This is a genomic window from Methanolobus sp., assembly GCF_016278365.1.
In the GTDB taxonomy this organism is placed as follows: Archaea; Halobacteriota; Methanosarcinia; order Methanosarcinales; family Methanosarcinaceae; genus Methanolobus.
The window spans coordinates 58893-83504 of the sequence record NZ_JADQBZ010000008.1 but is presented as its reverse complement, the minus strand read 5'-3'; the positions used below and the strand labels follow the sequence as shown (position 1 = coordinate 83504).

Sequence of the window (24612 nt, the reverse complement as noted above, 5' to 3'; positions counted from 1 at the left end):
GATACTTGTGCAAAGTTTTATGTTATATGCTGAAAGGAATTGATTCAAACTCTATCATTCGCAGGTCTTTTCTGATCATTGTGGTGCTGATGTTGCTTACATCCTGCGCATCTGCAAGGGATTATACACTGGACCATGCAACTGCGAACATAACCGTAGGTGCTAATGGTATTACACATGTGGAAGAATCCATCACATACTCTTTTGATGGCATCTATTATGAAGTATTCAGGACTGTATCTCCTCCTCCAGGTGGTTCTGTTGAGAATATCACAGGATACTGCATTGGGGGCCAGTGCGATTTCCGGGTCGTGCCTGTTTCCGGTGGTTACGAACTTGTAGGCTCATTGCCACAGCCAACACCTGAACAGATCACCTTTGTCGTGTCCTATGATTATTATCGCGGGGTCAAGGTCTACAATGATGTGTCTGAACTTCATTACCAGTTGTGGGGAGATGAGTGGGAGAAGAGCCTGGGTGGGTTCACTGCAAGAGTTACCCTTCCTGCCGGAGCACAAGAAGACAACATCCTTTACTGGATCCATCCTGATCATTACACAAGGACATCGTATCTTAAAGGTAACATCATCACTGCAGAATCATATGAGATACCTTCCGGAAGCTGGTATGAGATCAGAGCAGTGTTCCCTAGATTACAATCTCCAGACCCGGCTTTTGTTTCCATCCAGGACCAGGATGGTTTGGAGGAAATACTGGCTGTAGAAAGAGCATATGACAGAAAAGCAGCCATATCCGTCTATCTTTTCTACATAGCTGCTCTTTATCTTTTGCTCGTACTTATGTTCCCTTTTTACATATATAACAAATATGGAAGAGAGCATGATATTGATTATTATGGAGTGTATGAAAGGGAACTGCCTACTGATTCGAAACCTGCTGTAGTCAATGCTATCATGAGGGGTAAGATAGGTATTCCGACTATCGAGGGGTTTACTGCTACGGTCATGGATCTTGTGGACAGGGAATATCTGCGTCTGAAAGACACTATGTCCACAAAAAAACACCTTGGCCTGATATCCCGTGAGAAAGAGGATGTTTTAATCGAGATCAATATGAGTGCAGATAAGAAGAAACTCCTGAACTATGAAAAGGATGTATTCGATCTGTTAAGTTCACATGCCTCCGAAGGCACGGTGCTGTGGAGTAATCTGAAAAAGGAACTTGGGAAAGGCACGGCATTCTATCATTTCCTGAACAGATGGAATGACAAGGTAACAAACCATACTAAAGTTGATAAGCTCTTTGAATCCAAAGGCAATAAGTACATGGCCATTTTCAGCATTGCTGTCATAATCATAGCATTTTTAAGTATATGGTTCGTAGCTTTCCTGTTTCCCACTGATCAGTTCCCTGTGATGAAGAATTTCATTATTCTGGTCATGGTAGCCGGAGTTATTGCCATAGTGATGCTTGTTATTGTGGGTGTCAGCGAGCGAACCATGGGCCAGTGGACTCCCGAAGGCAGGCTTTTTCACAAACGGTGGGATAACTTCAGGAAGTACCTGACAGATTTCTCTGCGCTGAAAGAGCACCCTCCCGAATCAATAAAGATATGGGATCACTACATGGTCTATGCGGTGGCACTGGGTGTGGCCGATAAGGCACTTGACAATATGTCCCTCATTATCCCGTCGGAACAACTCTCTGGAAGCCGCTTCTACCCGGTACACCACAATATGGTGTTCATTTACGGGTTCAGGAACGCTTACCAGGCATCCACTCCGGGCAGTTCCTCGGGCGGGAGCTCCGGGGTTGGTGGCGCAGGCGGAGGTTTTGGCGGTGGAGGCGGAGGAGCGAGATAATTCACCTTCGGGAGTATCGGATATCAATTAGGATTAATGAGAAGCAGTAAACATTAATGGGAAGTCAATGAAGGAGGTAATTTCATGGTATTGGAGATCCTGGCAATAGCAGCGGTAATTATTATAGGTATCATTTTTGTTGCGGTGTACAACAACCTGGTGAAACTACGGAACCGGGTTGAGAATGCCTGGGCCCAGATAGAGGTCCAGTTAAAACGACGTAATGATCTTATACCCAATCTTGTGGAAACTATCAAAGGTTATGCGCAACACGAGCGGGCAGTGTTTGAGAATGTGACAAAGGCCAGATCTGCAGTAATGGAGGCACAGGGGGCAAATGAAACAGCAGATGCATCCAATATGCTTGCTTCGACGTTGAAGTCCCTGTTTGCAGTAGCTGAAGCTTATCCGCAACTTCAGGCAAACCAGAATTTCATACAACTGCAGAAAGACCTTGCAGACACTGAGGACCGGATCACATACTCAAGACAGTTCTATAATGATACTGTCATGAAATACAACACAACCATACAGTCGGTCCCGACCAATATAATTGCAGGTATAGCCGGATTTGGGAAGAAGGAGCTTTTCCAGATACCGCCTGAAGAATATAAGGTTCCGGCAGTAAAGTTCTAAGAGTAAGGGAAAAAGATGCAATAAGATTACCCAGGATAGCCCGTTCATTCATAAGGTGAGACTTCGTCCGGCAGAGGTGTGGTGTGCAACGCACACTCATTTCCGTGACCTATCAGATCCTCGATAGATCTCCTAAGGATAGAAGGATAGATCATGCCAACTTCTTCTTTTATCGCCTGGCCACCGCAGAAGAATTTGAAAGTGGGTACTCCTCTGATCCCGTATCTTCTGGCGGTTCTGGATGCCAGTATTCCGTTCATCATTACAAATGTAGAGGATTTCCTGAACTCTTTGGCATATTCCCTGAAATATGGCTCTATCTCTCTGCAATAAGCGCACTCCGGGAGGTAGAACATAACCACCATTGGTTTTTCCTGATTCTCAAGCATCTCGTCCCAGTCTGTGTCAGTTGCCTCAATAACAGCACTATCAATATCCATTACTACCGCTCCCATTTTAGATATGTAGCTACGGCTATAAAAAGTTCTCCAAAAAAGAAAGAAGAGCATACAGGCATCCTATGCCTGTAGGGTGTAATGATCAGATATTCTTCTTTGCCCATGCAACTGCAGCTTCAAGCACATTCAGGTTTAGTGATATCAGTTTTTGTTTCCCGGAGAATGTCTCAGCGATGGCTTCCCTGAAGTTGTCCTCTGAGAGGCCGGTCACCCCGAGAGTGAGCATCACACCAAGCATTACGGTGTTTGCAGCCTTCTCAGAACCTGTTTCACCTGCTATCTTCACAGCAGGCACGGATATTCCCCTGACATTTGCCGGGATATCACATGCACCAATAGTGGAATCATACAGTATAATGCCACCTTCCTTCACATCACCTGCAAATTTTTCAAGTGAGGGGCGGTTCATTGCTACAAGAACATCCGGGGTGTGGACCACAGGGGAACCAATGGATTCGCCGGATATGACTACGGAACAGTTTGAAGTTCCCCCTCTTTGTTCAGGGCCGTAGGAAGGATACCATGAAACAAAGCGCTGTGCATTGCAGCCTGAATGTGCAAGGGTAAGTCCCATGCTCAGCACTCCCTGTCCTCCGAAACCTGCAGCCTTTACATGCACTTCCTTAAAAGTGGGATCATGTACAGCATCAGGAGATGATTCTGTTTCAAGGTTGAAGAGTCTATCAATGGAATCCCTGGAGAAATCACTCTCTCCCCTGAGAAGAGGCTGTGTTTCTGCCGAGAGGTCCCTGAAATTGCCCAAGGGGAACTCTTTTTCCATTTCTTCATTGACGAACCTTGTGCTTTGCTCGGAATCCTGCCTCAGGTTTGTGGGGCATGTGGAAAGCACTTCAACAAAAGCATAGCCTTTGCCGTCTCTCTGTATCTCAAGAGCTTTCCTGATTGCTTTGCGTGCTTTCCTGATGTGGGAGATATCAGAGATGGAAATCCTTTCAATGAACACAGGAGCCTTGAGATTATTGAGGATCTCACACATGTGCAGTGGATATCCTGCGAACCGCGGGTCTCTTCCTTCAGGGCAGGTGATAGTCTTTTCCCCTATAAGGGTGGTGGGTGCCATCTGGCCGCCTGTCATCCCGTAAACGGTATTGTTGACAAAGAATATGGCCATCTTCTCACCCCTGTTAGCAGCCTGGATGGTCTCGTTAAGACCAATCGAGGCGAGGTCGCCGTCTCCCTGATATGCTATGACAACAGCGTTGTCCTCTGCCCTGGAAACTCCTGTGCCCACAGCAGGGGCCCGGCCGTGTGCTACCTGCAGGTTGCCACAGTCAAAGTAGTAATATGCAAAGACAGCACAGCCTACAGGGCTTATCATTACGGTGCGGTCCTGGATACCAAGATCTGCAAGTGCTTCACCGATGAGTTTGTGAATTATCCCGTGTCCACAGCCTGGACAGTAGTGGGTTGCAGTGGGAGCGGCCCCGCCCTTGCGCGGGAACTCGGCGTATAGTCCGTCCGGCCTTCCTATAATCTTTTCAGCCATTTTCTCAGCCATTAGTATTCCTCCCTTGCTGATATTTCCCGGAGCCTGCCCATGATCTGGTCAAGGGTTATCAGGTTCCCACCCATGCGGTTTACAAGCTCCACAGGTCTTGTGCATCCAATGGCGAGCCTGACATCTTCCTGCATCTGTCCGTTGCTCATCTCCACCGAGACAAAAGTGCATTCTCTTGAGTCTGCTATAGCCCTGAGTTCCTTCTCCGGGAAAGGGAACAGGGTCCTTGGTCTGAACAGGCCGACCTTTATACCTTCTTTCCTTGCCTGGTCGACAGCTGACCTGCATATACGGCTGCTGATGCCATAGGATACCAGAATTATAGAGGCGTCTGAGGCCATGTAATCTTCGTAGTCAACTTCGTGTTCTTTTATGGTGGCGTATTTTTCCTGCAGCTTATAGTTGAATTGCTCGAGCAGGTCAAAGTCCAGGAAGATGGAAGTCACCAGGTTTTCCCTTGTGGCGGCTGTCCCATTGACCGCCCATGTAGTATCTATCACCGGCTGCACAGCCTTTTCCGGGAACTGGATGGATTCGACCATCTGTCCCAGCACGCCGTCAGCAAGGATGCACACAGGATTCCTGTACTTGAATGCCAGGTCAAATCCCGTAATGACCATATCGCACATTTCCTGCACGGAGTTGGGAGCAAGTACTATGTTCTTGTAGTTGCCGTGTCCGCCGCCCTTGACCACCTGGCTGTAATCGCTCTGTTCAGGGCCGATGTTGCCAAGTCCGGGCCCTGCTCTCATTATGTCGATGATCACGCATGGCAATTCGGAACCCGCAAGATATGAAATGCCTTCCTGTTTCAGGCTCAGACCCGGGCCTGAAGATGCTGTCATCACACGGTGGCCTGCTGATGCCGCACCGTAGACCATATTGATGGCTGCTTCCTCTGATTCGGCTTGTACGAACTTTCTTCCCACCTGGGGGAAATACTTTGACGCCTCCTGCAGTATCTCGCTTGCAGGGGTGATAGGATAACCGAAATAACAGTCACAGCCCGCGTACAGCGCACCGATAACAGCTGCTGTGTTGCCTTTTACTAATTGTGTTGCCATTTTAAAGCACCTCTGTTCACTCACTGTTCTTAAGAGGAATGTGGATTTCTATTGCAAGTGGCTCAGGGCATGTGTAATAGCAGTTAGCACAGCCTGTGCATCCCTCTCCTGTATACTCTACGTAGTGGTAGCCCCTTTCATTGAGACTTTCACTCATTCGCAGAACACCTTTAGGACATGCCACGATGCAGCGCCCGCATGCTTTGCATTCCAGGATGTTAAATACCGGATAAGGCTCTTTCTTTGCCTGATTATCTGACATGATGATGTGACCTCATTTGGATGTAAAAATGATATTCACCCGGACTGGAAGTACATAAATCTTATGCATGGATGTGTAATTTCCTGTCCGGATCGTTCAAATGCGGTAAGCAGAGATGTTATTACTTTTGTTTGTCGTGGTCGCGTATCTCCACACGTCTGATCTTGCCGCTTATAGTCTTTGGCAGTTCTGTCACAAACTCAACCACACGGGGGTACTTATATGGAGCAGTGACTCTTTTAACATGATCCTGGAGTTCTCTCTTAAGTTCCTCGCCTGCAGTATAATCTTTTGTTAGCACAATGGTTGCCTTGATGACTTGTCCTCTTATAGGATCAGGAACACCCGTAATGGCACATTCAAGCACAGCAGGATGCTCAATGAGAGCGCTTTCAACTTCAAAAGGTCCGACCCTGTATCCGGAGGTTTTGATGATGTCGTCAGCTCTTCCCACGAACCAGAAGTAGCCATCCTCATCCTTCCATGCCATATCCCCGGTATGGTAATAACCGCCGTGCCAGACATCCTTTGTCCTTTCAGGGTCAGCTCCGTAACCGATGAATATTCCAGGAGGCTTCCCAAAACTGGTGTCGATCACGATTTCCCCTTCCTCCCCAACCTCACACGGTTTGCCTTCAGCGTTAAGCAGCTCAATGGAATACTCAGGGGATGGCTTGCCCATGGAACCGGGTTTTGGTTCTACCCAGGGATAAGTTGCAAGGGTGACGATAGTCTCTGTCTGTCCGAACCCTTCCATGAGTTTGAGGCCCGTTATTTCCAGGAACTTCTGGTAAACCTCGGGGTTTAGCGGCTCTCCTGCGGTCACGCAGTAATCCAGGCAGCTCAGGTCATATTTGCTAAGATCTTCCCTTATAAGGAAGCGGTAGATGGTAGGCGGTGCGCAGAATGTTGTCACACCATACTTTACTGTGTTTTCCAGCATCCTCTCGGCAGTGAACCTGTCATAATCGTATACAAATACCGCACTTCCTGCAATCCACTGACCATATATCTTGCCCCACACGCACTTTGCCCATCCCGAATCCGCCACAGTGTAGTGCAGGCCGCCGTCTGTCACATTCTGCCAGTACCTGGCAGTTATTATATGTGCAAGAGGATATGTGAAATTATGCTGCACCATCTTGGGGAAGCCGGTAGTTCCTGAGGAGAAATAGTTCAGCAATATGTCCTCATTAACTGTAGCCCCTTCACCAGTCGGGCGCGTAAAGTCAGCAGAGGCTGCTGCCAGCTCCTTCTCAAACGATAGCCAGCCATCTCTTTGCAGGCCTACTGCAATCCTGGTTTTGAGGATATTGCTGACCTCGCTGTAAGCATCGTCCACACAATCCAGTATCCCTGTGTCCGGAGCAGCCACTATCATTTTGATCCCGGCGCGCTCCACTCTGTAAACAATATCCTTCTTAGTTAGCATGTGGGTGGCAGGAACAGCTATAGCACCGATCTTGTGGAGAGCCAGCAGGAAGAACCAGAACTCATACCTGCTTTTGAGCATGAGCATTACACTGTCGCCTTTTTTGACACCATATCTTTTGAGAATATTGGCTGTTTTATTGCTGTAGTCGGCGAGGTCCGAGAAAGAGAATACTTTTTCTTCTCCATTGTCATCGCACCAGATAAGGGCTTTTTTATCTGGCTGTTCCCTTGCGTAAACATCGACTACATCGTATGCGAAATTAAAATTATCAGGAATGTTGATGCTGAAGTTTTCCTTGAAATCCTCGTATGAATCGAATTCGCTGCGTGAAACGTATTTTTCCAGTAGTGAAGACATGATACCTCCGTTTTTATAGAATGACTGCAAGGAACTTTGCGGGCTTTCCTCCTACAGCCTGCATCCCGTGGGCATAGTTGGAATCAAAGAAAATAGAGTCGCCCTCTTCAAGGATTATCTCATTATTATGGATGATGACCTTTAAGGTTCCTTCAAGCACATAATCGAATTCCTGACCGGGATGTGAGTTCATCGACGGTCTTGCCTCTTCAGGCTTTGGGTCGACCTTTACCACTAAAGGTTCTGCTTTCTTGTGCACGAAGTTTGCAGCTATACTCTGGTATCTGTAATCCTTGCGCCTCTGGACACTCACACCTTTGTCTTTCCGGGTGACTGTGAATACATGCATTTTCGGGTCTTCCCCGGTAAGCAGTACGGTCATATCCACGTTGAGGTATTGAGCGATCTCAAAAAGGATACTCGCCGGGAAATCCTCCTCAGCATTTTCGTATTTTCTGTAAACGACAGCAGATATACCAAGACGTGCAGCCATCTCATCTGCCGAAATGCCGCAAATCTCGCGAAGTTCCCTGACACGGGCCGCAATTTCCTTTATTTTTTCCTGCATATACCATCACTTCAGAGAAGTTGAAAATTGAGACTGACTGCATCAGAATACAGTTGTTTCACTTAAGATCACTTCTTTTTTCCAGGTAGTGGACTTACGGTGAATTCCTGTAGATGCACTATCAATTGATAACGGTTTTCTTAAGTTCTTCTCTTATTTTAAGATATTGATTTAACATTCAGGGTAGCCTCTGGATGATTTTATAAAAGCTTACTTTTTTGCATGCATAAAAATATATATACGAATAAAATAATGCCAATATGTGAACATACATAAATAATCACCAGTGCTTTATATCTTGATTAACTATGCGTATCAAATACTAGAACCGGAAAGATTCCTATGCATACCATTCTTGAACGGCTGGAGAAGATGGAACATGAATACCGACGCCAGATACTCCGTGCTGCTTTTGGTATGTTGATATTCGCCTTTCCTTTCTTTGATATCCTGACTCTCTTAGTGTTTAATTTCCTGATAATTGCGTCTCTTGCATATTTTCCCGAATATCCGGTAATTGCAAAGTTACTCTATCGTAAACCTGAGCCGGGCTCAAGGAAAATGCTTACTGACATGAACGATGGTATAAGGAGTGCAAGGAACCTGGCTCTGTCTGTCTTTATCATGCTCCTGATAAGTCAGCTGCTGGAGTTCACCCCGCTCGATTTCCCCCTGTATGTAATAGGAGGTGCCATTGCAATAGCAACTTTTGGCAGCAGTGCGGCTTCATTCATCCGTAATCGTAAAAAACGACACCTAAATGGAACTATCGTTCGTAACAGGCATGGTCGCGAACAACATTTTCTGCCATCCAGTATAGTCATGCTTGGGGTAGGGATATTCTTTGCGTATCTTGCAGGAACCTGGATTGCCGGCTGGGAGGACCTGAATGTCAGCAGGAACCTGGTATTCTTCCTGGCGGTCATTGGCTCGATCACTGGTGCTCTTTTTGAATCCATCCCTTCGAAAGTGGATGATAACATTTCGGTCCCTCTTGGTGCGGGAATGACGATGTGGCTGTTCCATTCTTTCGGGTACTCGGTCCCTCCCTACGAGATGTTCATGGCGCTAATGTTCTCACTTGTGCTGGGATATCTGGCCTACAGGGCAAAGATAGCAGACCTCTCAGCTCTTTTCAGCGCTTCACTACTTGGTGTACTGATCATAGTATTCAGTGATATATCCTGGTTTATCCTGCTTCTCACTTTCTTTATTCTTGGTGGCGGGTTCACCAAATACAAGTACAAGTTCAAGGAATCTATCGGTATAGCACAGTCAAAGGATGGTGTACGCAGCTATGAGAATGTTTTCAGTAATAGCATGGCAGCTCTTGTGTTAGCTGTCCTTTACGGGATATATCCTCAGTATTCTGAGTTTCTCATCTTCGCGTATCTGGGAACAGTTGCAACAGCTACCGGGGACACTCTTGCCAGTGAGATAGGTACGACTGCACGCTCCCAGCCAATAATGATAACCACTCTAAAACCAACATGTACGGGAGTTGATGGTGCTGTGACTGTGCTTGGTGAGGTTGCAGCTATCCTGGGTTCAGCTATCATCGGCATATTGGCCATCATCTTTGGTGTTCTTCCGGTGGAGAGCTGGTTCATGGTAATATTTATCACAACAGCCGGAGGTTTCCTTGGGACCAATGTGGATAGTGTTCTTGGTGCAACTCTTCAGCATAAAGGGAAGCTCTCCAATAGTGGTGTCAACTTCATTGCAACTTTTGCAGGCGCTCTGATCTCAGGTGCCATGTATCTCACTTTAATCTGAAGCTTATTCATGGTTTTCAAATGCGATGTTTTTCCGGAGTAATAGTGAAAAGGTTTATATTGCACGAATTCTAATTAAAATATAATATATCTATATATATAATTATCAATTATACTAAGACCATTAATTCCAAATTCTGTTGAAAACTTAGGGCTACCGTTCTTAGTAATTAACGTAGTTGGTCCGCAGCCAAGCATAAGGAAAATAAGATATATTTGGGTGAAAATGTATTGCAAGAACACTGAGCAAATGGCCGTTTTTTCTTTTCCTGCAGATCCGTCTTCAGAATCAATTATCATGGAAAGTTTTTCTGATGTCGCAGAGCAGTTGCCAATAGGAATCATAGTCCTGAATGCGGACAGACAAATAGAGTATTGTAACCCGGCAGTTCTTGAGATACTTGACTATAATTCTAAAGACCTGCTTGGAAAAAATATATGTGAAGCACCATTTTTTAAAGACCTGCAAGCCAGGGCCAATCTCAGCTGCCCGGAACTGTTTGCATATGGCTGCAAAGCAGTAGGATTTGAACAAACATGCATTACAGGGAATGGCAAAGAAATACCCACTAGATGGAAAATCATACCTGCAGAAACAAAAGGAAAAGATCATTCCAGCATAATATGCTGCATCGATCATGCTTTAAGGGATGGGCAGTTAAGGCCAAACCCGGAGGATCATGATAAAAAGTATGTGAGGATACTGGAAAATGGAAATGATGGAATCGTTATAATCCAGGATTTTGTTGTCAAATACATGAATGCAAAACTTGTTGACATACTTGGTTATGATAAAAAGGAAGTTATCGGCAGAAACTTCATGGGTTTTGTTTCTGCCGGATCAAAAAACGATGCATATCATATGTATGTGGAAATAGAAGGCGATATAGGGCTTCAGCAGAACCAAGAATTAAACATTACATCAAAAACCGGGAAAATCATCCCGATGAAAATTCTTTCATCAAGCATCGAATACGAAGGCACTCCTGCAGATCTGGTCATCCTGCATGATATTTCCCAAAGAAAGAGTTCTGAAAAGGAGCTGCAGGAATATTCGCAAAAACTGAAAGTCTTCAACGAACTTATCAGACGGAAATTAAATCTGGAAAAGAGTATCTCTTACGTGTCATCTGTCCTGGTAGCGCCGGTGGATATTGATATTGCTATTGAGGAATGTCTCGGGAATATAGGCACCCTTTGCGGTGCAAGCCGCGTATATCTTTTTATGATAAAAGAGGAAGTGATGGATAATACTCACGAATGGCGCAGTGAAGGCGTAGAGCCGCAGAAAGAGAATCTGAGGGATCTGCCGGTAAGCATGTTCCCCTGGTGGATGGATAAACTCCATAAGGGAGAAATAATCCATGTGACCGATGTTTCATCCATGCCGCCAGAAGCTCATAGTGAGAAGGAGATACTTGAGATGCAGGATATAAGCTCGTTGATAGTGTTGCCTCTTTATGTGAGCGGGAAGATGTCAGGGTTTGTGGGAATGGATAATGTAGTGAACACAGGATCATGGAGTGAGGAGGATATCAATGTTCTGGGGATAATGTCCAATCTCGTCGGCAGTGCTATTGAACGCAGACAGAACGAAGAAACCCTGAGCATTCATTCCATGCAACTTGAGAAGGCATACGATGAGCTTAAAGTTCTTGACAGAATGAAAAGTGAATTCCTTGCAAATCTAAGTCATGAGCTCAAAACTCCTCTTCACAGCATATACGGATATAGCAGCCTTCTTGATGAAGAAGTGTTTGGAAAGTTGAACGAGAATCAAAGAAAAAGCGTTGATTCTATTGTGCGTAATTCCGAGCGTCTCGGATCATTGATAGATTCTCTTCTCTATATGGGTAATGTGCTTGCAGGGACTGCACAGTATACAATTGATACTATACTGCTTGAGAATATTCTCGACCGTGCAATTGAAACCTATTCTGACCAGGCCCGGCAAAAAAGTGTCACCGTTTCAAAGAATGTGATCATGCTCCATCCTTTCATTGACGGGGATGTTAATTTCCTGATACAGCTGATGGATAAGCTCATGGACAATGCAGTAAAGTTTACTCTCAAAGGTGGCCAGGTGAATTTGTCTGCCTATGAAGAGGGCAACGATGTGCATATCGAAGTACAGGATACCGGTATAGGAATACCAGAGGAAAATGTAAAGGATATTTTCACCAGCTTTTATCAGGTAGATGGCTCTTCCACCCGTAAGTATGGCGGGAACGGACTTGGGCTTTATGTATCCAAGCTCATAGTTGAAGCTCATCAAGGCAGGATATGGCTTGAGAGTGAAAAGGGAATTGGTACTACTGTTCATGTGCTGTTGCCAAAAGAACAGGTTAGGGCATAAAGGCAGTTTCTTATTTTTGGCTCTGTAGAAATCTGATTAAATAACTTGTTTTTAATGGGTTTTCTACAGAGCAGTAATTTAATTGATTAATATATGACATCATATTATTGTTTATAATATCGAAATATCTATTCTTGAGGGATGGATAAAATGAAAGAAGGACAAAAGAAAATTAGTTCAAAGATTAGCCCTAAAGTGCGTGAGCAGATACTTCGTATGCGAGAAGATGAATTCAAACTAGAAAGTATTATTGATTCAGTTGTGGAGCTGAAATTCTATGATGCTGTTGGCAGAAAAATAAAAAAAGCCGGAAAGAGGTGAAAGCAGAGCTTAATCCGTTCTCCACCTGCGCCAACATCTTTGTCACCAATAGTTACTCCATCATCACTGATTTCTCAATAAAAAACAATTATTGAAAATGGGCTCTATAGAAAACATATCGAAATCACTAGCTATGGACAAAACTACAGAGACTTATTTTTACAAGCTTAAAAAGGCTTATTACCCATTTAATACAATGTTCCTCTATGAAAAAGAATGCTGAGATCATAGGTATTGCAAGTGATACCCTTGATTTCATACTTGAAGCCAGCAAGTCGACATACCCGGATGAGTTTGCAGGACTGCTTGAAGCAAAGGATGGGATAATTACTGATATTCTCCTTCTCCCCGGCACGGAATCAAGCGAATCAAATGCGGTCCTGAAACTGTTCATGATGCCAAATATTTCGGCAGTAGGCTCCGTACATAGCCATCCCAGCTCGGTCGTACGTCCATCGCAGGCTGATCTGCACATGTTCAGCAAGACAGGCACGCACCATATCATAGTGGGCCACCCCTATGGCCGTAATAACTGGAAATGTTACGACGGCAGCGGGCAGCCTGTTAAGCTGGAAGTGCTGGATGTGGAGCTTGAGGATGAGGAGTTATTGTAGGGCCGGAAGTCAATGACTTTCGCAGTTTCAGGAAACAACCATTTTCTCAACCAATTTGACCTTCAATACCTTCCAATCCTCTTATTCTTTGACTCCATAGCAATTGAGAGCTGACAAAAAGTATATCCTATTAGTACAGATTTAGAAAGGGGTTTGGATATATGGGGAAGGTAAGGGACATTGTCACAGGGACTTTGCATAAATGGAACAATGACGACGGTATCACAGACAGTGCAGCACTTTCATTTATAGTGTTGATGAGCCTGCCGGCACTACTGTTGTTCCTGTTGTCCGTCAGCAGCTTTTTTCTAAGGGAAGAAGCAGTCCAGGAATCGATTTTGGAATATGTTTCCTCTGTTGCAACTGAAACAACCATCGAAATATTAAATACGCTTTTCCAGCAGATTCCGGAGACCAGTACTCTTACCTTGGGCTTGCTCGTAAGTTTCGCCCTGTTTTTATGGACATCAGGCAATCTTTTCCTGCAACTCGAGAAAACCATTAACAGGATGTGGAACGTCTCGTATGAGAATAGTACATGGTATGAGGAACTCATCAAGAAGAGAATATCGGCTTTTGTTGCGGTGTTCATCTTTGTGCTGCTGGTCGTCCTGATTACCGTTTTTGAAGTGATATTCTTCAGTGTTTCCCAGCAACTTGACCAGTTTCTCCCGGTACCTGCCTGGGCCATACAATCAATCAGTTCAATAGCCAACTTCCTGATTCTTGTGCTTCTTTTTATTTACCTTTACAGGGTACTTCCCGATACAAAGATGGATTACAAGTATGTTGTGACAGGATCTTTTCTCACAGTTGCTTTCGTAACATTGGGAAAATATGTGTTCAGCCTGTACCTGAGGTACACCGATCCTACGGGAATGTATGGCAGTGTAGGTTCAGTACTTGCCATCTTCCTCTGGATATACCTGTCAGCCATCATTGTCACGGTTATGGTGGAATTCACAAAGGTATATGCAGACTATGAGACGAGCCAGAGGAAAAAACATATCCAAAGGTCTGCGAACGATTAAATTTAAAGTCTGGCAGCTAATAATATCATGAGGGCCAAGAGGCCAGGGGGCTTAAATGACAGAAGAGACAAAGCAGAAAATAGTTAATTACCTTTCAAGTCACCAGTGGATGAATCTGGGTACAGCCGACAGGAGTGGGAAGCCAATGGTGCACACAATGGCTTTTGCTTCTGACGGGGCAACGGTCTACTTTGTAACCGATAAGAATACTCATAAAGTTGCAGATATCATGGATAACCCTAATGTAGCGTACACTGTGGACGATGATGATGTGCAGGTCATGCAGATAACAGGCGTCCAGATGCAGGGGAAAGCATCCCTTGTCACGGATGGGGAAGAGACAAACAAAGCATTCAAGCTCATGGCTAAAAAGTATCCTTTCATGGCTGATATGCCATCAAACCCTGATAATGTTTTCTTTAAAGTGGAACCTGCGCAAGCTTATTACCTGGATTATTCAAAGGGATTCAATCACAGGGATTTCATGACCTTTTGAATAGGTATCAGGCGTGTATCCACCCGTCAGAGAGGGTGGACACAATTTTTGTACAATTAAGTTTGCTATCGCAGCAGTTATTCTTTATTCAGGACATCCGTGAGGACATCCATATTTTCCTTGCTTCCCTTGCTGATGACTGAAAGATTGCCGTTGGTTTCCATGACCACAGCTTCCACATTACCTGTACTTGATTGTCCTGTACTGCGTATGGCCTGTTCTATCTCCTCTTTTACTATGCGGGTTTTTTTCATGTTCTTTGTCAGGTACTCGCCATTATAGTATAACAATCGGGGCTCGTTCTTGACTGCCTCCTTTATGCGGTCGGATCTTGTAGTCAGCCATGTGACCATGAACTGTAAGCCTACCAATGCCGCAAAGGCCGTTATGCCATCTATTAGTGCGACATTACCTGCAAGAAGAAAGGAGGCAAAGGCAGATCCGATAGTCACTGTAATGATAAAGTCAAAAGCATTCAGTTGTGATAAGGTGCGTTGACCAGTAGTTCTCAGGAGAAACACCAGCGAGATGTATCCGCAAAATGCAAAAATAATTATCCTCAGTATATTTTCCCAGTTACTGAAGAAGATACTAATAAATATCGGCCTCCTGAATCTTACTGGAAATGTCACGATGTGAGCACAGCACCCCCATGATGTTTTCTCACTATCATATACAGGATTATATCCGATAGTATATAGTCTTCTGCTTATTCCGGAGGAAAAAAGAACAAATGGGTGGCAGGCCATTTGTTCTTTTGTTGAAAATCTCCCGCACTGTTTAAACCTGTTTTTTGTGGTACGTAGCTAATCTTCATAGACTGGCTGTGTGTTCGGTGGTTACTCGATATTTATCATGTATAACCATGATATTAAAGGTGTAAGAAGTATATATGTGTTTCTAAATTCTTCATCATTAACCATTTTAGATCTTGTATCCCTCTTTCTGCGGACAGAGGAACTTATAAGGAGTAGCCTGTAATAGGAAAGCCAGATAGATATGGACAGATTATACAAATATTTTGAGCAGGAGAACTTTGCGACCATTTCTGGCATGCATTTAACAGAAGTTTCTGCAGGCTATGCAAAAGCAGAGATGAAAATAGAAAAAAGACATCTCAATGTGCTTGGCAGTGTACATGGTGGAACGATATTCACTCTTGCTGACATGGCATTTGCAGCGGCTTCCAATTCCCATGGCACGGCTGCTGTGGCTATCAATGCAGACATCTCTTTTGTCAAAGCAGTCGGCGAAGGCTATCTGTTTGCAGAGGCAAAGGAAACCTCGATAAATCCAAAGATAGCAACCTATAATGTCGATGTTACAAACGAAAACGGTGATACCATCGCGATATTCACCGGCATGGCTTACAGGAAAAAGGACCCGCTCAGGATTCCTGAGTGAGTGTACAATCTTTCTTAAAGCAGTTCAGATCAGTTCCCGGGGTTGCTTGTGCTCTGGCAATGCCGGAAGGGGCATCGTGTTGATAAGGATTGGAGATTCGACATCTTTTGCTCTTTCAAGGAGTAATTCCTTTCCTTTCGGGGTTATGGCAAACAGTGGCACTGCTGTGCCGACCTGGGCAAGTGGTTTGACAATCTCTCGTATATTCCTGGAAGCGCAGCTTGTCACAATATCGAGGTGTTTCACCAGTTCCCTGGCAAACTCCTTATTGATGCCCGTAACGTGAGCGCCTATTATAGTAAGTTCAAGGTCCATTTCAGACTCTAACTTACGCAGTTCCTTTGCGGTTTCCGGGAATACGACAGTTACGGCAATCTTCCTGTAACCTAATTCTGCTGCTCTTTTTACTCCGCCTGCGGGGTCGATTCTGGCAGCTGATGGGTCAAGGACGATACCTCCTCTCTGCGCAATACCATTGATGGTAGCTTCTATAGGTTCGGTTTCAACGAGGCCGGATATGCGCGCTCCCATACCCTGTACCAGGGAAGGATTATTTGTTATGACAGTGCCTGCACCGTCACAAACAGTAACTGTGGTGTCGATCAGGCCCCTGTTAAGGCCGGTCATCATGATCTCGGATGCACCAAAACCAACGAATACATCCATCTCGAGTTTCCGTTTGTCAGTAAAGAGCCCGAAATCCCGGATGCGGAACTCCATGTTCTTTTTGACCTCTTCAAGAGTGATCTCCCTGATACCTCTTGCTTTTTCAAAGATCGGACACCACGATATCTGTGGCTCTCCTACCTCGACGACCTTTCCATTCTTTACAACAACCCGGGCCTTTCCCAATATTTCCATGATATGAGGCATTCTATCACCATTTCCGTATGATATTATTAAAAAGCATAATCAAAGCGCATTCCTTCTGTCAATTACTTTCTTTGACTTGCCTTCACAACGGGGTATGGTGCCCTTCTCGACAAGTTCCACAGTAGTCCTGATGTTAAGAACACTTTTGAGTTCATTCTCTACATGTCTTTTTACAGCTGCAAGATCTTTCAGTTCACCTGTGAAAGCATTCTCTTCAAGTTCCACCCTCACTGTAAGCTCGTCCAGCATTTTCTGATTCCTGTCGAGTATTACCTGGAAGTGCTCTGTGACCTCGGGTACTTTGGCTATGATGTCCTCTATCTGGGAGGGGAATACATTGATGCCCCTGACAATGAGCATGTCGTCGGCCCTTCCAAGCAGCCTGGATATACGGGTAGTAGTGCGCCCGCAGCAACATTCGCTTTCAAGCAATCTCGTGATGTCTCCTGTCCTGTATCTGATAATGGGCAGAGCTTCCTTAGTGAGGGATGTCAGTACGAGTTCTCCTTTTTCTCCTTCAGCCACCTGTTCCCCACCTTCGTCAAGCACTTCTACAAAGAAGTGATCGTTCCAAAGGTGCAGACCGTCCTGTTCCTGGCACTCGAATGCAACCCCTGGTCCCATAAGCTCAGAGAGGCCGTAGGAATCATAAGCTTTTATATTAAGGCTATTCTCCAGTTGTTTACGGGTGTTGGAGGACCACGGTTCGGCGCCAAAACATCCAACTTTCAATAAAAGGTCATCCACGATATCCATTTCACGTGCTGTCTCTGCCAGGTAGAGGGCATAAGAAGGAGTGCAGTGAAGGGCAGTAACGCCAAAGTCTATCATCATTTCCAGCTGGCGGGCTGTGTTGCCTGTGCCGCTTGGCACTGCCATAGCCCCTATCTTTTCAATGCCATAGTGGAAACCCAGGCCGCCCGTGAACAGTCCGTAATTGACAGCATTCTGGAAAACATCGCTTTGATCCAGTCCTACCATTGTGAAGTTCCTTGCCATAAGATCTGACCAGGTTTCCAGATCATTCCTTGTGTATCCGACAACGGTCGCTTTCCCGCTTGTGCCTGAGGATGCGTGGATGCGAACTATGTCTTTTTTAGGGACAGCAAAAAGGCCAAAAGGATAGTTATCGCGAAGGTCAGTCTTTCTGGTCATAGGCAGTTTTCTGATATCATCAGCCGACCTGATATCTTCTGGCCTGATGCCAAGCTGTTTGAACTTTTCTCTATAAAAAGGTACATTCTCATAAACAGATGCAGCCGTCTTTTTCAAACGTTTTGATTGCAATGCTGCAAGTTCTTCCTTTTTCATTGTTTCATACTTGGGCTGCCAGTATTTCATAAGAAACTCTCCGCTTTCTCTTCACATAGAACTCCCTGTTTAAATTGTTTGCTATCAGCATCGGATAACACAATGTTGCCATCTGCTTGCTATGAACATTTTAGTAAATTATATAAGCATAATATTATAAATTATGTACTAAATAAGTAGTTTTATGCTCATAAAATGGCATAATATGGCCATATATTATTTTCTGCTGCCATAATATATAAAACACCCTACATTTAATCTTTCTTTTAGTGGTAAGGTGAAAGGGATGGCGCTGCGTTTTAAGGGAAAATGTCGGATACTTGCATTAATACTCTTCCTAGCCTGCATACCGATTGCAGCCGCTGATTATAGTGATGTCACAATTGAGGTCAGTTCTGTTTATGCGGTAATACCTGAAAGTGAGATTGTGCATGTCACAAAACAGATCACGTTCATTAATACCGATCCCAGTACCACGTACAAACGTGGATATTATTCAACTTTTAACCATTATCTGCCTGAGAACTCAAAAAATATTAACGCATATGATACCCAGAAAAGGATAGCATTTCAGAAGGTCCGGGAAGGTTATCATGAGTTCCAGTTCAACCAGAGAGTATGGTATGGAGAGAGTTATACATTCTATATAGAGTACGAGCTGGACACTAACAGGAACACTGCTGTTTTCTATATCCTTGAAAATGGAGAGAATACGGAAGTAACACTGGAAGTCCCGGTAGGTTTCGATACACATCTGGCAAGAAACGGTTATGAACTGGAAGAAATGCAATATTCCAGCGTATACAGGTTCCAGAGAGGGCTGGACTGGAACATGTCGTGCCTTGTTAATACTGTCAGGCACACTGAACATCTTGTCCTTAGTGATGTGGCCCATCTACAGGAACAAGATGTCCGGATACAGATCAGGTATTGGGAAGGTGAAGAGGTATGGGCACAACAGATGCTCGATACTGCCCTGACAAGCCTGCCTATATTAGAAGAAACCTGGGGTATGCCTTATCCGGCATCTTATGACATTATAATAACACAGGCGAACATAACTGAAACAGGTGGCTATGGCGGTTTCAACAAGGGAAGGGCAGGTATCTGGATGCTGCATACATCAAGCAGCGAGATATTGATCCATGAACTGGCGCATTACTGGACTCGTGCCTGTAATTTTGACCAACTCTGGATGGATGAAGGTTACGCTGACCTGTACACTTACATAGTATTAAACGAGACACATCCACAGAAGGCAGTTGAAAGAAGAGACCGATTCCTGCAAAAGTATAAGGATATGAGGGATGAGCATGACTTTCCACTTTCGGATTGGAGCATACCTGTAAATATAGATTCCTCTACTGGTGAAGAAATAGATTTCGGATACAAGAAAGCATTTGCACTGACCTATGACTTGTATACTGAAATCGGACTTGAAAATATGAAAGACAGTAATCTGGAATTTGCAACATCAGGAATACCTGTCGATGAACATGTGTTCATGGATATCATCAGCACTTCATCAGGCAGTAATCTAACCAGTATAAAAACCTATATTTATAAAGGGCTGACTCTTTAACTAATTTCAGGTCAAATTCTTAAATTAAATCGTCAGGTTGACTTATCAACTTCAATTTCAGATTCATTTTTTTAAACATATATTGGATCATCTGTAAATATGCGTATATACACACGTACAATATAGATATAGTACTGCATCAGATATATTTATTAAGTTTAGGGATGTACTAATTTGGGGGAGATTATGATTAATAGTGCATATAGTCCGAAATCATATGATGCAAGGGAGTGCAGGATAATGCATAGCGAATATAAGCAGGAGCACATAAAACTACTGGAGTTACATAACTCTATCCTGAGTATGATGGTCGCCAGTGATCCGGAAATGGCAGCAATTGACAGGGAAGATAAGGACCTTAAACTCATCTTTGATAATATGGAAGATCAGGTATTCATCAGCGAGCCTTTAGGAAAGCTGATCTATGCCAACAGGGCTGCGGTCAGTCAGCTTGGATACAATGAAGATGAACTTATTGATATGTCACCTGTAAGCCTGGTAAACAATGGCAGAACCGAACTGTTGTCAGTTATTGCAGGACAGACAATGACCGATGAAAAGGCAGTTTTCGAAGCTACTCTTTTGACAAAAAGTGGCTCAGAAATGTTTGTCGAAATAAGTGCCAAATTGATCGCATACGAAGGCCGTGAGGTTCTGCTTTGTGTTGCACGTAACATCGCCGGAAGAAAAACTGCAGAGCACAATCTTCAAAGATGCGTAGAGGAGTTAAAAGAATCCAATGATCTCAAAGACCTTTTCACAGATATCATCCGTCATGACCTGCTGACTCCTGCAGGCATTGTCCTGGGTTTCACAGAAGAGCTCCAGAGGCATCCTTGCGACGAAAATACGGCCTTTGCCCTGAAAAGGATACATGAGAACACCAGGAAACTCATAGGACTGCTTGATTCAGCCACTAAGTTAAGTAAGCTTCAGAAGGTCGATGAGATAGTCTTTGAGAAAATAGATATTGTGCCTCTTTTCTGCTCGTCCATCGAAAACTTCAGGGCAGCTATAGAAGAGAAGGGTCACTTGGTCGAGTTTGATACGAGTGCACAGTGCATTGCAATTGCCAATCCTATTCTTGAGGAAGTGTTCGCAAATCTTCTCTCAAACGCAATAAAATACAGCCCGGAGGGAAGCAGGATAATGATCGATTTCCTTGACTGTAATGATGCGTGGAAAGTCCTGATCAAGGACTACGGCCACGGTGTTCCGGATAGCGATAAGCCCTACATTTTCAACCGATTCCAGCGCGCCGACAAGAAGGGCATCAGAGGTACTGGTCTTGGCCTTGCGATCGTTAAGAGAATCATTGAATTGCATGGTGGCATGTACGGAGTGGAAGATAACCCGGATGGCAAAGGAAGTATTTTCTGGGTCGTTGTAGAAAAAGCGTAAAACTGATGCATCAGAGTTAAGCGCTGTTCTATCATAAAAATCATACTTATTGAGGCTTTGCAGCAAACCTTAAACCCTTGCATTTTGTACTCTTTCCATTTCATATAACTACCAGATTTTAGTGACCATTCCGAAAATGATATGTAGTATAAATCCATGAAAAAGGTTCGACACTGACATCTAGTAAGCAGATATCATACTCTTATTTCAATTTGGTACAATTTGTTCGTAAAATGACGATTGAATTTTCAATTACATTGAAATATATAGTTAAGTATCTAATTATAACGAGTTTAAGTTAAATAAATAAAGTGCCTATTCCCTATTGCGGGTTAGGGAAATAACTTGCAAATGAATTAAGTAACTTATCCGGTTATTGGGGAATATTCCGGATGTGTAAGGACAGAGGTGCCTTAAAGCGTGGTGGTTTCCAGGTACCTCATCTTTCCTTAAAAATACTGTTTTAATGTTCATATATGTCTATATTATGATTCGTTTATAGTGAAGCTCTGTCTATAGCTGTTGCTTATAACTCAAATCTGACTTCCCGGCGATTCCAAAAACTCAAATAGATTGCAGACTGTTATTATTCTTATGAGCCTGAATGAAGAGCAATTGGTACAATCGCTGAATCCCAAACAACAGGGCTATGTGAATCTTAAGCTGTCCGACCCCCGGAATGGGGAATATCTGCTTGGGGTCTTTCATTTAGTTCCGGAAGGAAGGTTGAACATACTGCAGACTGCTGCGGAAGTTGCAGCAGAATCATCTACCGGGACAAATTTCAAAGTAAATACCGAGACCTCTTTTTCCAAGGTAATGAATGCCCTTGTTTACCAGCTTGACCTGGAAAGGAACCTTGTATGGATAGCTTATCCATGGAGACTCTTTGACAGGGGCGGTAATGTCCAGAATATCCTGACCTATATAGTCGGGAATATCCTGGGAATGAAGGAAGTTAAGGCCCTGAAATTGATGGATGTATGGTTCCCGCCATCAATGCTTGAACAATATGACGGTCCCGGTTACACTGTGGATGATATGCGCAAATATCTTGGCGTATATAACAGGCCCATCCTTGGCACTATCGTGAAACCGAAGATGGGACTCACTTCTGCAGAATATGCAGAGGTCTGCTATGATTTCTGGGTTGGCGGAGGGGATTTCGTCAAGAACGATGAACCTCAGGCAAACCAGGATTTCTGCCCATATGACAAAATGGTGAAGCATGTCAAGGAAGCTATGGACAAGGCAGTGAAGGAAACGGGGAAAACGAAAGTCCACTCTTTCAATGTCTCAGCCGCTGATTTTGACACTATGATCGAAAGATGCGAGATGATCGTCAATGCAGGTTTTGAACACGGAAGCTATGCATTCCTGATAGACGGGATAACCGCCGGCTGGATGGCTGTCCAGACTCTCAGGAGAAGATACCCGGATGTTTTCATCCATTTCCACAGGGCAGGTCACGGGGCTTTCACAAGACCGGAGAACCCGCTCGGATTCTCCGTACTTGTACTGTCCAAATTTGCACGTCTTGCAGGTGCCTCCGGAATCCATACCGGCACGGCGGGGGTCGGTAAGATGAAAGGCACCCCCGAAGAGGATGTTGTTGCCGCGAACGGTATCCTGTACCTGAGATCCAAAGGGCACTTCTTTGAGCAGTCCTGGTCAAAGATACCGGATGCCGATAAAGATATCATGACCCTTGTGAACGAGGATATGGCTCACCATGTTATCCTGGAAGATGATAGCTGGAGAGCTATGAAGAAATGCTGTCCCATCGTTTCCGGCGGGCTTAATCCCATCAGGCTGAAACCCTTTATAGATGTGATGGGAAACGTGGATTTCATTACTACCATGGGTTCAGGCGTGCATGCCCATCCAGGTGGAACGCAAGGGGGAGCAAAAGCCCTGGTCCAGGCATGTGAGGCCTATCTTAAGAACATGGATATTGCGCAATATGCCAAAGACCATGAGGAACTGGCACAGGCAATCGAATACTTCTCCAAGGCCTCAAAAGATGCGATGTGATTACCTGTAATATAGTATTGACTTTGACGAACGTTATAAGTAGTTCGTTAAGGTCTTTTTTGATAAAACATAAATACGATTACTTCCTTTCCTGCACTTTGTTTTCTATCCGGAAAATCCTTTAATATCATCGGAAATCTTGCAAGGTGTACTATTAACATGACCCATGAGAGTGAAAAACTCTTTCTGAGCGCACTCAGGACCACGCTTCCGGTTTTCTTTGGCTATATTCCCCTGGGAATGGCTTTTGGATTCCTGCTTGCAGGCGCCGGTTATCACTGGATATATGCGCTTGTGATGAGCATATTTGTTTATACCGGAGCGGGGCAGTTTATCGCTGTGGCACTGCTGGCAGCGGGTGCACAGCTGATGGAATTTGTCACGGTCACACTCCTGATAAACCTGAGACACTCTTTTTACGGCTTGTCTCTGCTGGACAAGTTCTCCGGTGTGGGTAAGGTCAAGCCCTACCTCATATTCGCGCTCACCGACGAAACTTATGCGCTGCTCACTACCGCCAGGGTCCCGGAAGGAGCTTCAAAGGCCAGGTTCTATTTTTACATATCTGCGCTGGACCACCTATACTGGATAGCGGGTTCGGTCCTTGGAGCTGTACTGGGTTCCATGCTCCGGCTTAATCTTGAAGGACTAACTTTTGTGCTGGCTGCACTCTTTGTGGTACTCACCATTGAGCAGTATTATGCTTCAAGGACACGTTTCCCCTTCATAGCTGCAATTGGTGCAGGTGTCATATCCCTTATGCTCTTCAGCCCGGAAAACATACTGCTGCTTTCAATTGTCATAGGGACCCTCATTCTTATGGTACACGAGAAAGTTACAAAACGTGAACATGCAGATCTGACGGATGCTGGAATATATCCGAAGGAGGAGAAATGATGAGAGAAACCGCCTATATGCTGATGGTTATTGCAACCGTAGCTTTAGCCACGTTTGCCACAAGAGTCCTGCCCTTTGTATTCTTCAGCTCAAGAGAACCGCCGAAACTACTTTCAACCATAGAAAAGAATCTACCGCCTATGATCCTTCTGCTGTTGCTTATATATTGCCTTAAAGACGTGCAGTGGTTCCAGCCCCCTTATGGAGCACCCGAAATCCTTACGATAGTATCAGTCACAGCGCTACACGTGTGGAAACGTAACGCAATGCTGAGTATTTTCGCAGGTACGGGAATGTATATGTTCTTGGTCCAGTTTGACGTGTTCTCATTCCTTTTTGGTTGAGTCTGGTATATTTCATGGCGTGAACATGCCGTAGCAGAGTCAACATGAAGT

Annotated in this window: 23 protein-coding genes; 14 read left to right on the top strand and 9 right to left on the bottom strand. The window is 44.5% G+C overall.

The window, feature by feature from the left end; all coding sequences use genetic code 11:
- The first annotated feature begins 26 nt into the window (after positions 1-26).
- Together QZZ22_RS09070 and QZZ22_RS09065 are read left to right on the top strand one after the other, a co-directional pair.
- Positions 27-1823, top strand: a complete 1797-nt coding sequence (locus tag QZZ22_RS09070; RefSeq protein ID WP_292464206.1) for a DUF2207 domain-containing protein — start codon at positions 27-29, stop codon at positions 1821-1823.
- A gap of 84 nt (positions 1824-1907) precedes the next feature.
- Positions 1908-2459 carry a LemA family protein gene (locus tag QZZ22_RS09065; protein WP_292464204.1) on the top strand — a complete coding sequence of 184 codons (552 nt, stop codon included), beginning with the start codon at positions 1908-1910 and terminating at the stop codon, positions 2457-2459.
- Positions 2460-2503: 44 nt separating this feature from the next.
- On the opposite strand, the gene QZZ22_RS09060 is transcribed toward QZZ22_RS09065, so the two are convergent.
- The 6 genes from QZZ22_RS09060 to QZZ22_RS09035 all read right to left on the bottom strand — a co-directional run bounded on the left by QZZ22_RS09060 (position 2504) and on the right by QZZ22_RS09035 (position 8122).
- A complete protein-coding gene (locus tag QZZ22_RS09060; RefSeq protein WP_292464203.1) occupies positions 2504-2899 on the bottom strand; it encodes a thioredoxin family protein in 396 nt (131 codons plus the stop codon).
- Positions 2900-2999: 100 nt separating this feature from the next.
- The gene (locus QZZ22_RS09055) at positions 3000-4436 is read right to left on the bottom strand and encodes a 2-oxoacid:acceptor oxidoreductase family protein (protein WP_292464202.1); all 1437 of its coding nucleotides are present in this window, start codon (positions 4434-4436) and stop codon (positions 3000-3002) included.
- Positions 4436-5500 (bottom strand): 3-methyl-2-oxobutanoate dehydrogenase subunit VorB, encoded by a 1065-nt coding sequence (locus tag QZZ22_RS09050; RefSeq protein WP_292464201.1) that lies wholly within the window; start codon positions 5498-5500, stop codon positions 4436-4438. Before QZZ22_RS09050 ends, QZZ22_RS09055 begins: the two co-directional genes overlap by 1 nt.
- Before the next feature lie 16 nt (positions 5501-5516).
- On the bottom strand, positions 5517-5762 hold the full coding sequence (locus QZZ22_RS09045) for a 4Fe-4S dicluster domain-containing protein (protein WP_292464200.1): 246 nt from the start codon (positions 5760-5762) through the stop codon (positions 5517-5519).
- Between the two features lie 121 nt (positions 5763-5883).
- Complete coding sequence (locus QZZ22_RS09040; RefSeq protein WP_292464199.1) at positions 5884-7554, bottom strand: AMP-binding protein; 1671 nt, start codon at positions 7552-7554, stop codon at positions 5884-5886.
- Between the two features lie 13 nt (positions 7555-7567).
- A complete protein-coding gene (locus QZZ22_RS09035; protein WP_292464198.1) occupies positions 7568-8122 on the bottom strand; it encodes a cupin domain-containing protein in 555 nt (184 codons plus the stop codon).
- 342 nt (positions 8123-8464) lie between these two features.
- Between QZZ22_RS09035 and QZZ22_RS09030 the strand changes: the two genes are divergently transcribed.
- The 6 genes from QZZ22_RS09030 (at position 8465) to QZZ22_RS09005 (ending at position 14715) form a co-directional block, all read left to right on the top strand.
- On the top strand, positions 8465-9898 hold the full coding sequence (locus QZZ22_RS09030) for a TIGR00297 family protein (protein WP_292464197.1): 1434 nt from the start codon (positions 8465-8467) through the stop codon (positions 9896-9898).
- Between the two features lie 297 nt (positions 9899-10195).
- Positions 10196-12253 carry an ATP-binding protein gene (locus tag QZZ22_RS09025; RefSeq protein WP_292464196.1) on the top strand — a complete coding sequence of 686 codons (2058 nt, stop codon included), beginning with the start codon at positions 10196-10198 and terminating at the stop codon, positions 12251-12253.
- A gap of 150 nt (positions 12254-12403) precedes the next feature.
- Positions 12404-12574, top strand: coding sequence for a hypothetical protein (locus tag QZZ22_RS09020; RefSeq protein ID WP_292464194.1), 171 nt, complete (start codon positions 12404-12406; stop codon positions 12572-12574).
- 206 nt (positions 12575-12780) lie between these two features.
- A complete protein-coding gene (locus tag QZZ22_RS09015; RefSeq protein WP_292464193.1) occupies positions 12781-13188 on the top strand; it encodes a Mov34/MPN/PAD-1 family protein in 408 nt (135 codons plus the stop codon).
- Between the two features lie 161 nt (positions 13189-13349).
- Entirely contained in the window at positions 13350-14219 is an 870-nt protein-coding gene (locus QZZ22_RS09010; RefSeq protein WP_292464192.1) for a YihY/virulence factor BrkB family protein, read from the top strand.
- 55 nt (positions 14220-14274) lie between these two features.
- On the top strand, positions 14275-14715 hold the full coding sequence (locus QZZ22_RS09005; RefSeq protein WP_292464191.1) for a pyridoxamine 5'-phosphate oxidase family protein: 441 nt from the start codon (positions 14275-14277) through the stop codon (positions 14713-14715).
- Between the two features lie 77 nt (positions 14716-14792).
- Here the strand turns inward: QZZ22_RS09005 and QZZ22_RS09000 are convergent, their stop codons facing one another.
- Positions 14793-15347, bottom strand: a complete 555-nt coding sequence (locus tag QZZ22_RS09000; RefSeq protein ID WP_292464190.1) for a YetF domain-containing protein — start codon at positions 15345-15347, stop codon at positions 14793-14795.
- A 367-nt stretch (positions 15348-15714) separates the two neighbouring features.
- Between QZZ22_RS09000 and QZZ22_RS08995 the strand changes: the two genes are divergently transcribed.
- Positions 15715-16119: a PaaI family thioesterase gene (locus QZZ22_RS08995; RefSeq protein WP_292464189.1), complete on the top strand. Its 405-nt coding sequence runs from the start codon at positions 15715-15717 to the stop codon at positions 16117-16119.
- Positions 16120-16143: 24 nt separating this feature from the next.
- On the opposite strand, the gene QZZ22_RS08990 is transcribed toward QZZ22_RS08995, so the two are convergent.
- Together QZZ22_RS08990 and QZZ22_RS08985 are read right to left on the bottom strand one after the other, a co-directional pair.
- Entirely contained in the window at positions 16144-16992 is an 849-nt protein-coding gene (locus QZZ22_RS08990) for a methanogenesis marker 8 protein (protein WP_292464188.1), read from the bottom strand.
- A 39-nt stretch (positions 16993-17031) separates the two neighbouring features.
- Positions 17032-18333: a phenylacetate--CoA ligase gene (locus QZZ22_RS08985; protein ID WP_292464187.1), complete on the bottom strand. Its 1302-nt coding sequence runs from the start codon at positions 18331-18333 to the stop codon at positions 17032-17034.
- Between the two features lie 256 nt (positions 18334-18589).
- On the opposite strand from QZZ22_RS08985, the gene QZZ22_RS08980 reads away from it, so the two are divergent.
- The 5 genes from QZZ22_RS08980 (at position 18590) to QZZ22_RS08960 (ending at position 24561) form a co-directional block, all read left to right on the top strand.
- Positions 18590-19885 (top strand): hypothetical protein, encoded by a 1296-nt coding sequence (locus QZZ22_RS08980; protein WP_292464185.1) that lies wholly within the window; start codon positions 18590-18592, stop codon positions 19883-19885.
- 186 nt (positions 19886-20071) lie between these two features.
- A complete protein-coding gene (locus QZZ22_RS08975) occupies positions 20072-21286 on the top strand; it encodes a PAS domain-containing sensor histidine kinase (RefSeq protein ID WP_292464184.1) in 1215 nt (404 codons plus the stop codon).
- Between the two features lie 594 nt (positions 21287-21880).
- A complete protein-coding gene (locus tag QZZ22_RS08970) occupies positions 21881-23320 on the top strand; it encodes a ribulose-bisphosphate carboxylase (RefSeq protein ID WP_292464183.1) in 1440 nt (479 codons plus the stop codon).
- 159 nt (positions 23321-23479) lie between these two features.
- Positions 23480-24217 carry an AzlC family ABC transporter permease gene (locus QZZ22_RS08965; RefSeq protein WP_292464182.1) on the top strand — a complete coding sequence of 246 codons (738 nt, stop codon included), beginning with the start codon at positions 23480-23482 and terminating at the stop codon, positions 24215-24217.
- The gene (locus tag QZZ22_RS08960; RefSeq protein ID WP_292464181.1) at positions 24214-24561 is read left to right on the top strand and encodes a branched-chain amino acid transporter permease; all 348 of its coding nucleotides are present in this window, start codon (positions 24214-24216) and stop codon (positions 24559-24561) included. Before QZZ22_RS08965 ends, QZZ22_RS08960 begins: the two co-directional genes overlap by 4 nt.
- Positions 24562-24612 lie beyond the last annotated feature (51 nt).

What these genes read in the sequence shown, in the direction of transcription:
- QZZ22_RS09070 (WP_292464206.1), top strand. Translation starts at nt 27, where the DNA reads ATGCTGAAAGGAATTGATTCAAACTCTATCATTCGCAGGTCTTTTCTG.
- QZZ22_RS09065 (WP_292464204.1), top strand. Translation starts at nt 1,908, where the DNA reads ATGGTATTGGAGATCCTGGCAATAGCAGCGGTAATTATTATAGGTATC.
- QZZ22_RS09060 (WP_292464203.1), bottom strand. Translation starts at nt 2,899, where the DNA reads ATGGATATTGATAGTGCTGTTATTGAGGCAACTGACACAGACTGGGAC.
- QZZ22_RS09055 (WP_292464202.1), bottom strand. Translation starts at nt 4,436, where the DNA reads ATGGCTGAGAAAATGGCTGAAAAGATTATAGGAAGGCCGGACGGACTA.
- QZZ22_RS09050 (WP_292464201.1), bottom strand. Translation starts at nt 5,500, where the DNA reads ATGGCAACACAATTAGTAAAAGGCAACACAGCAGCTGTTATCGGTGCG.
- QZZ22_RS09045 (WP_292464200.1), bottom strand. Translation starts at nt 5,762, where the DNA reads ATGTCAGATAATCAGGCAAAGAAAGAGCCTTATCCGGTATTTAACATC.
- QZZ22_RS09040 (WP_292464199.1), bottom strand. Translation starts at nt 7,554, where the DNA reads ATGTCTTCACTACTGGAAAAATACGTTTCACGCAGCGAATTCGATTCA.
- QZZ22_RS09035 (WP_292464198.1), bottom strand. Translation starts at nt 8,122, where the DNA reads ATGCAGGAAAAAATAAAGGAAATTGCGGCCCGTGTCAGGGAACTTCGC.
- QZZ22_RS09030 (WP_292464197.1), top strand. Translation starts at nt 8,465, where the DNA reads ATGCATACCATTCTTGAACGGCTGGAGAAGATGGAACATGAATACCGA.
- QZZ22_RS09025 (WP_292464196.1), top strand. Translation starts at nt 10,196, where the DNA reads ATGGAAAGTTTTTCTGATGTCGCAGAGCAGTTGCCAATAGGAATCATA.
- QZZ22_RS09020 (WP_292464194.1), top strand. Translation starts at nt 12,404, where the DNA reads ATGAAAGAAGGACAAAAGAAAATTAGTTCAAAGATTAGCCCTAAAGTG.
- QZZ22_RS09015 (WP_292464193.1), top strand. Translation starts at nt 12,781, where the DNA reads ATGAAAAAGAATGCTGAGATCATAGGTATTGCAAGTGATACCCTTGAT.
- QZZ22_RS09010 (WP_292464192.1), top strand. Translation starts at nt 13,350, where the DNA reads ATGGGGAAGGTAAGGGACATTGTCACAGGGACTTTGCATAAATGGAAC.
- QZZ22_RS09005 (WP_292464191.1), top strand. Translation starts at nt 14,275, where the DNA reads ATGACAGAAGAGACAAAGCAGAAAATAGTTAATTACCTTTCAAGTCAC.
- QZZ22_RS08995 (WP_292464189.1), top strand. Translation starts at nt 15,715, where the DNA reads ATGGACAGATTATACAAATATTTTGAGCAGGAGAACTTTGCGACCATT.
- QZZ22_RS08990 (WP_292464188.1), bottom strand. Translation starts at nt 16,992, where the DNA reads ATGCCTCATATCATGGAAATATTGGGAAAGGCCCGGGTTGTTGTAAAG.
- QZZ22_RS08985 (WP_292464187.1), bottom strand. Translation starts at nt 18,333, where the DNA reads ATGAAATACTGGCAGCCCAAGTATGAAACAATGAAAAAGGAAGAACTT.
- QZZ22_RS08980 (WP_292464185.1), top strand. Translation starts at nt 18,590, where the DNA reads ATGGCGCTGCGTTTTAAGGGAAAATGTCGGATACTTGCATTAATACTC.
- QZZ22_RS08975 (WP_292464184.1), top strand. Translation starts at nt 20,072, where the DNA reads ATGATTAATAGTGCATATAGTCCGAAATCATATGATGCAAGGGAGTGC.
- QZZ22_RS08970 (WP_292464183.1), top strand. Translation starts at nt 21,881, where the DNA reads ATGAGCCTGAATGAAGAGCAATTGGTACAATCGCTGAATCCCAAACAA.
- QZZ22_RS08965 (WP_292464182.1), top strand. Translation starts at nt 23,480, where the DNA reads ATGACCCATGAGAGTGAAAAACTCTTTCTGAGCGCACTCAGGACCACG.
- QZZ22_RS08960 (WP_292464181.1), top strand. Translation starts at nt 24,214, where the DNA reads ATGATGAGAGAAACCGCCTATATGCTGATGGTTATTGCAACCGTAGCT.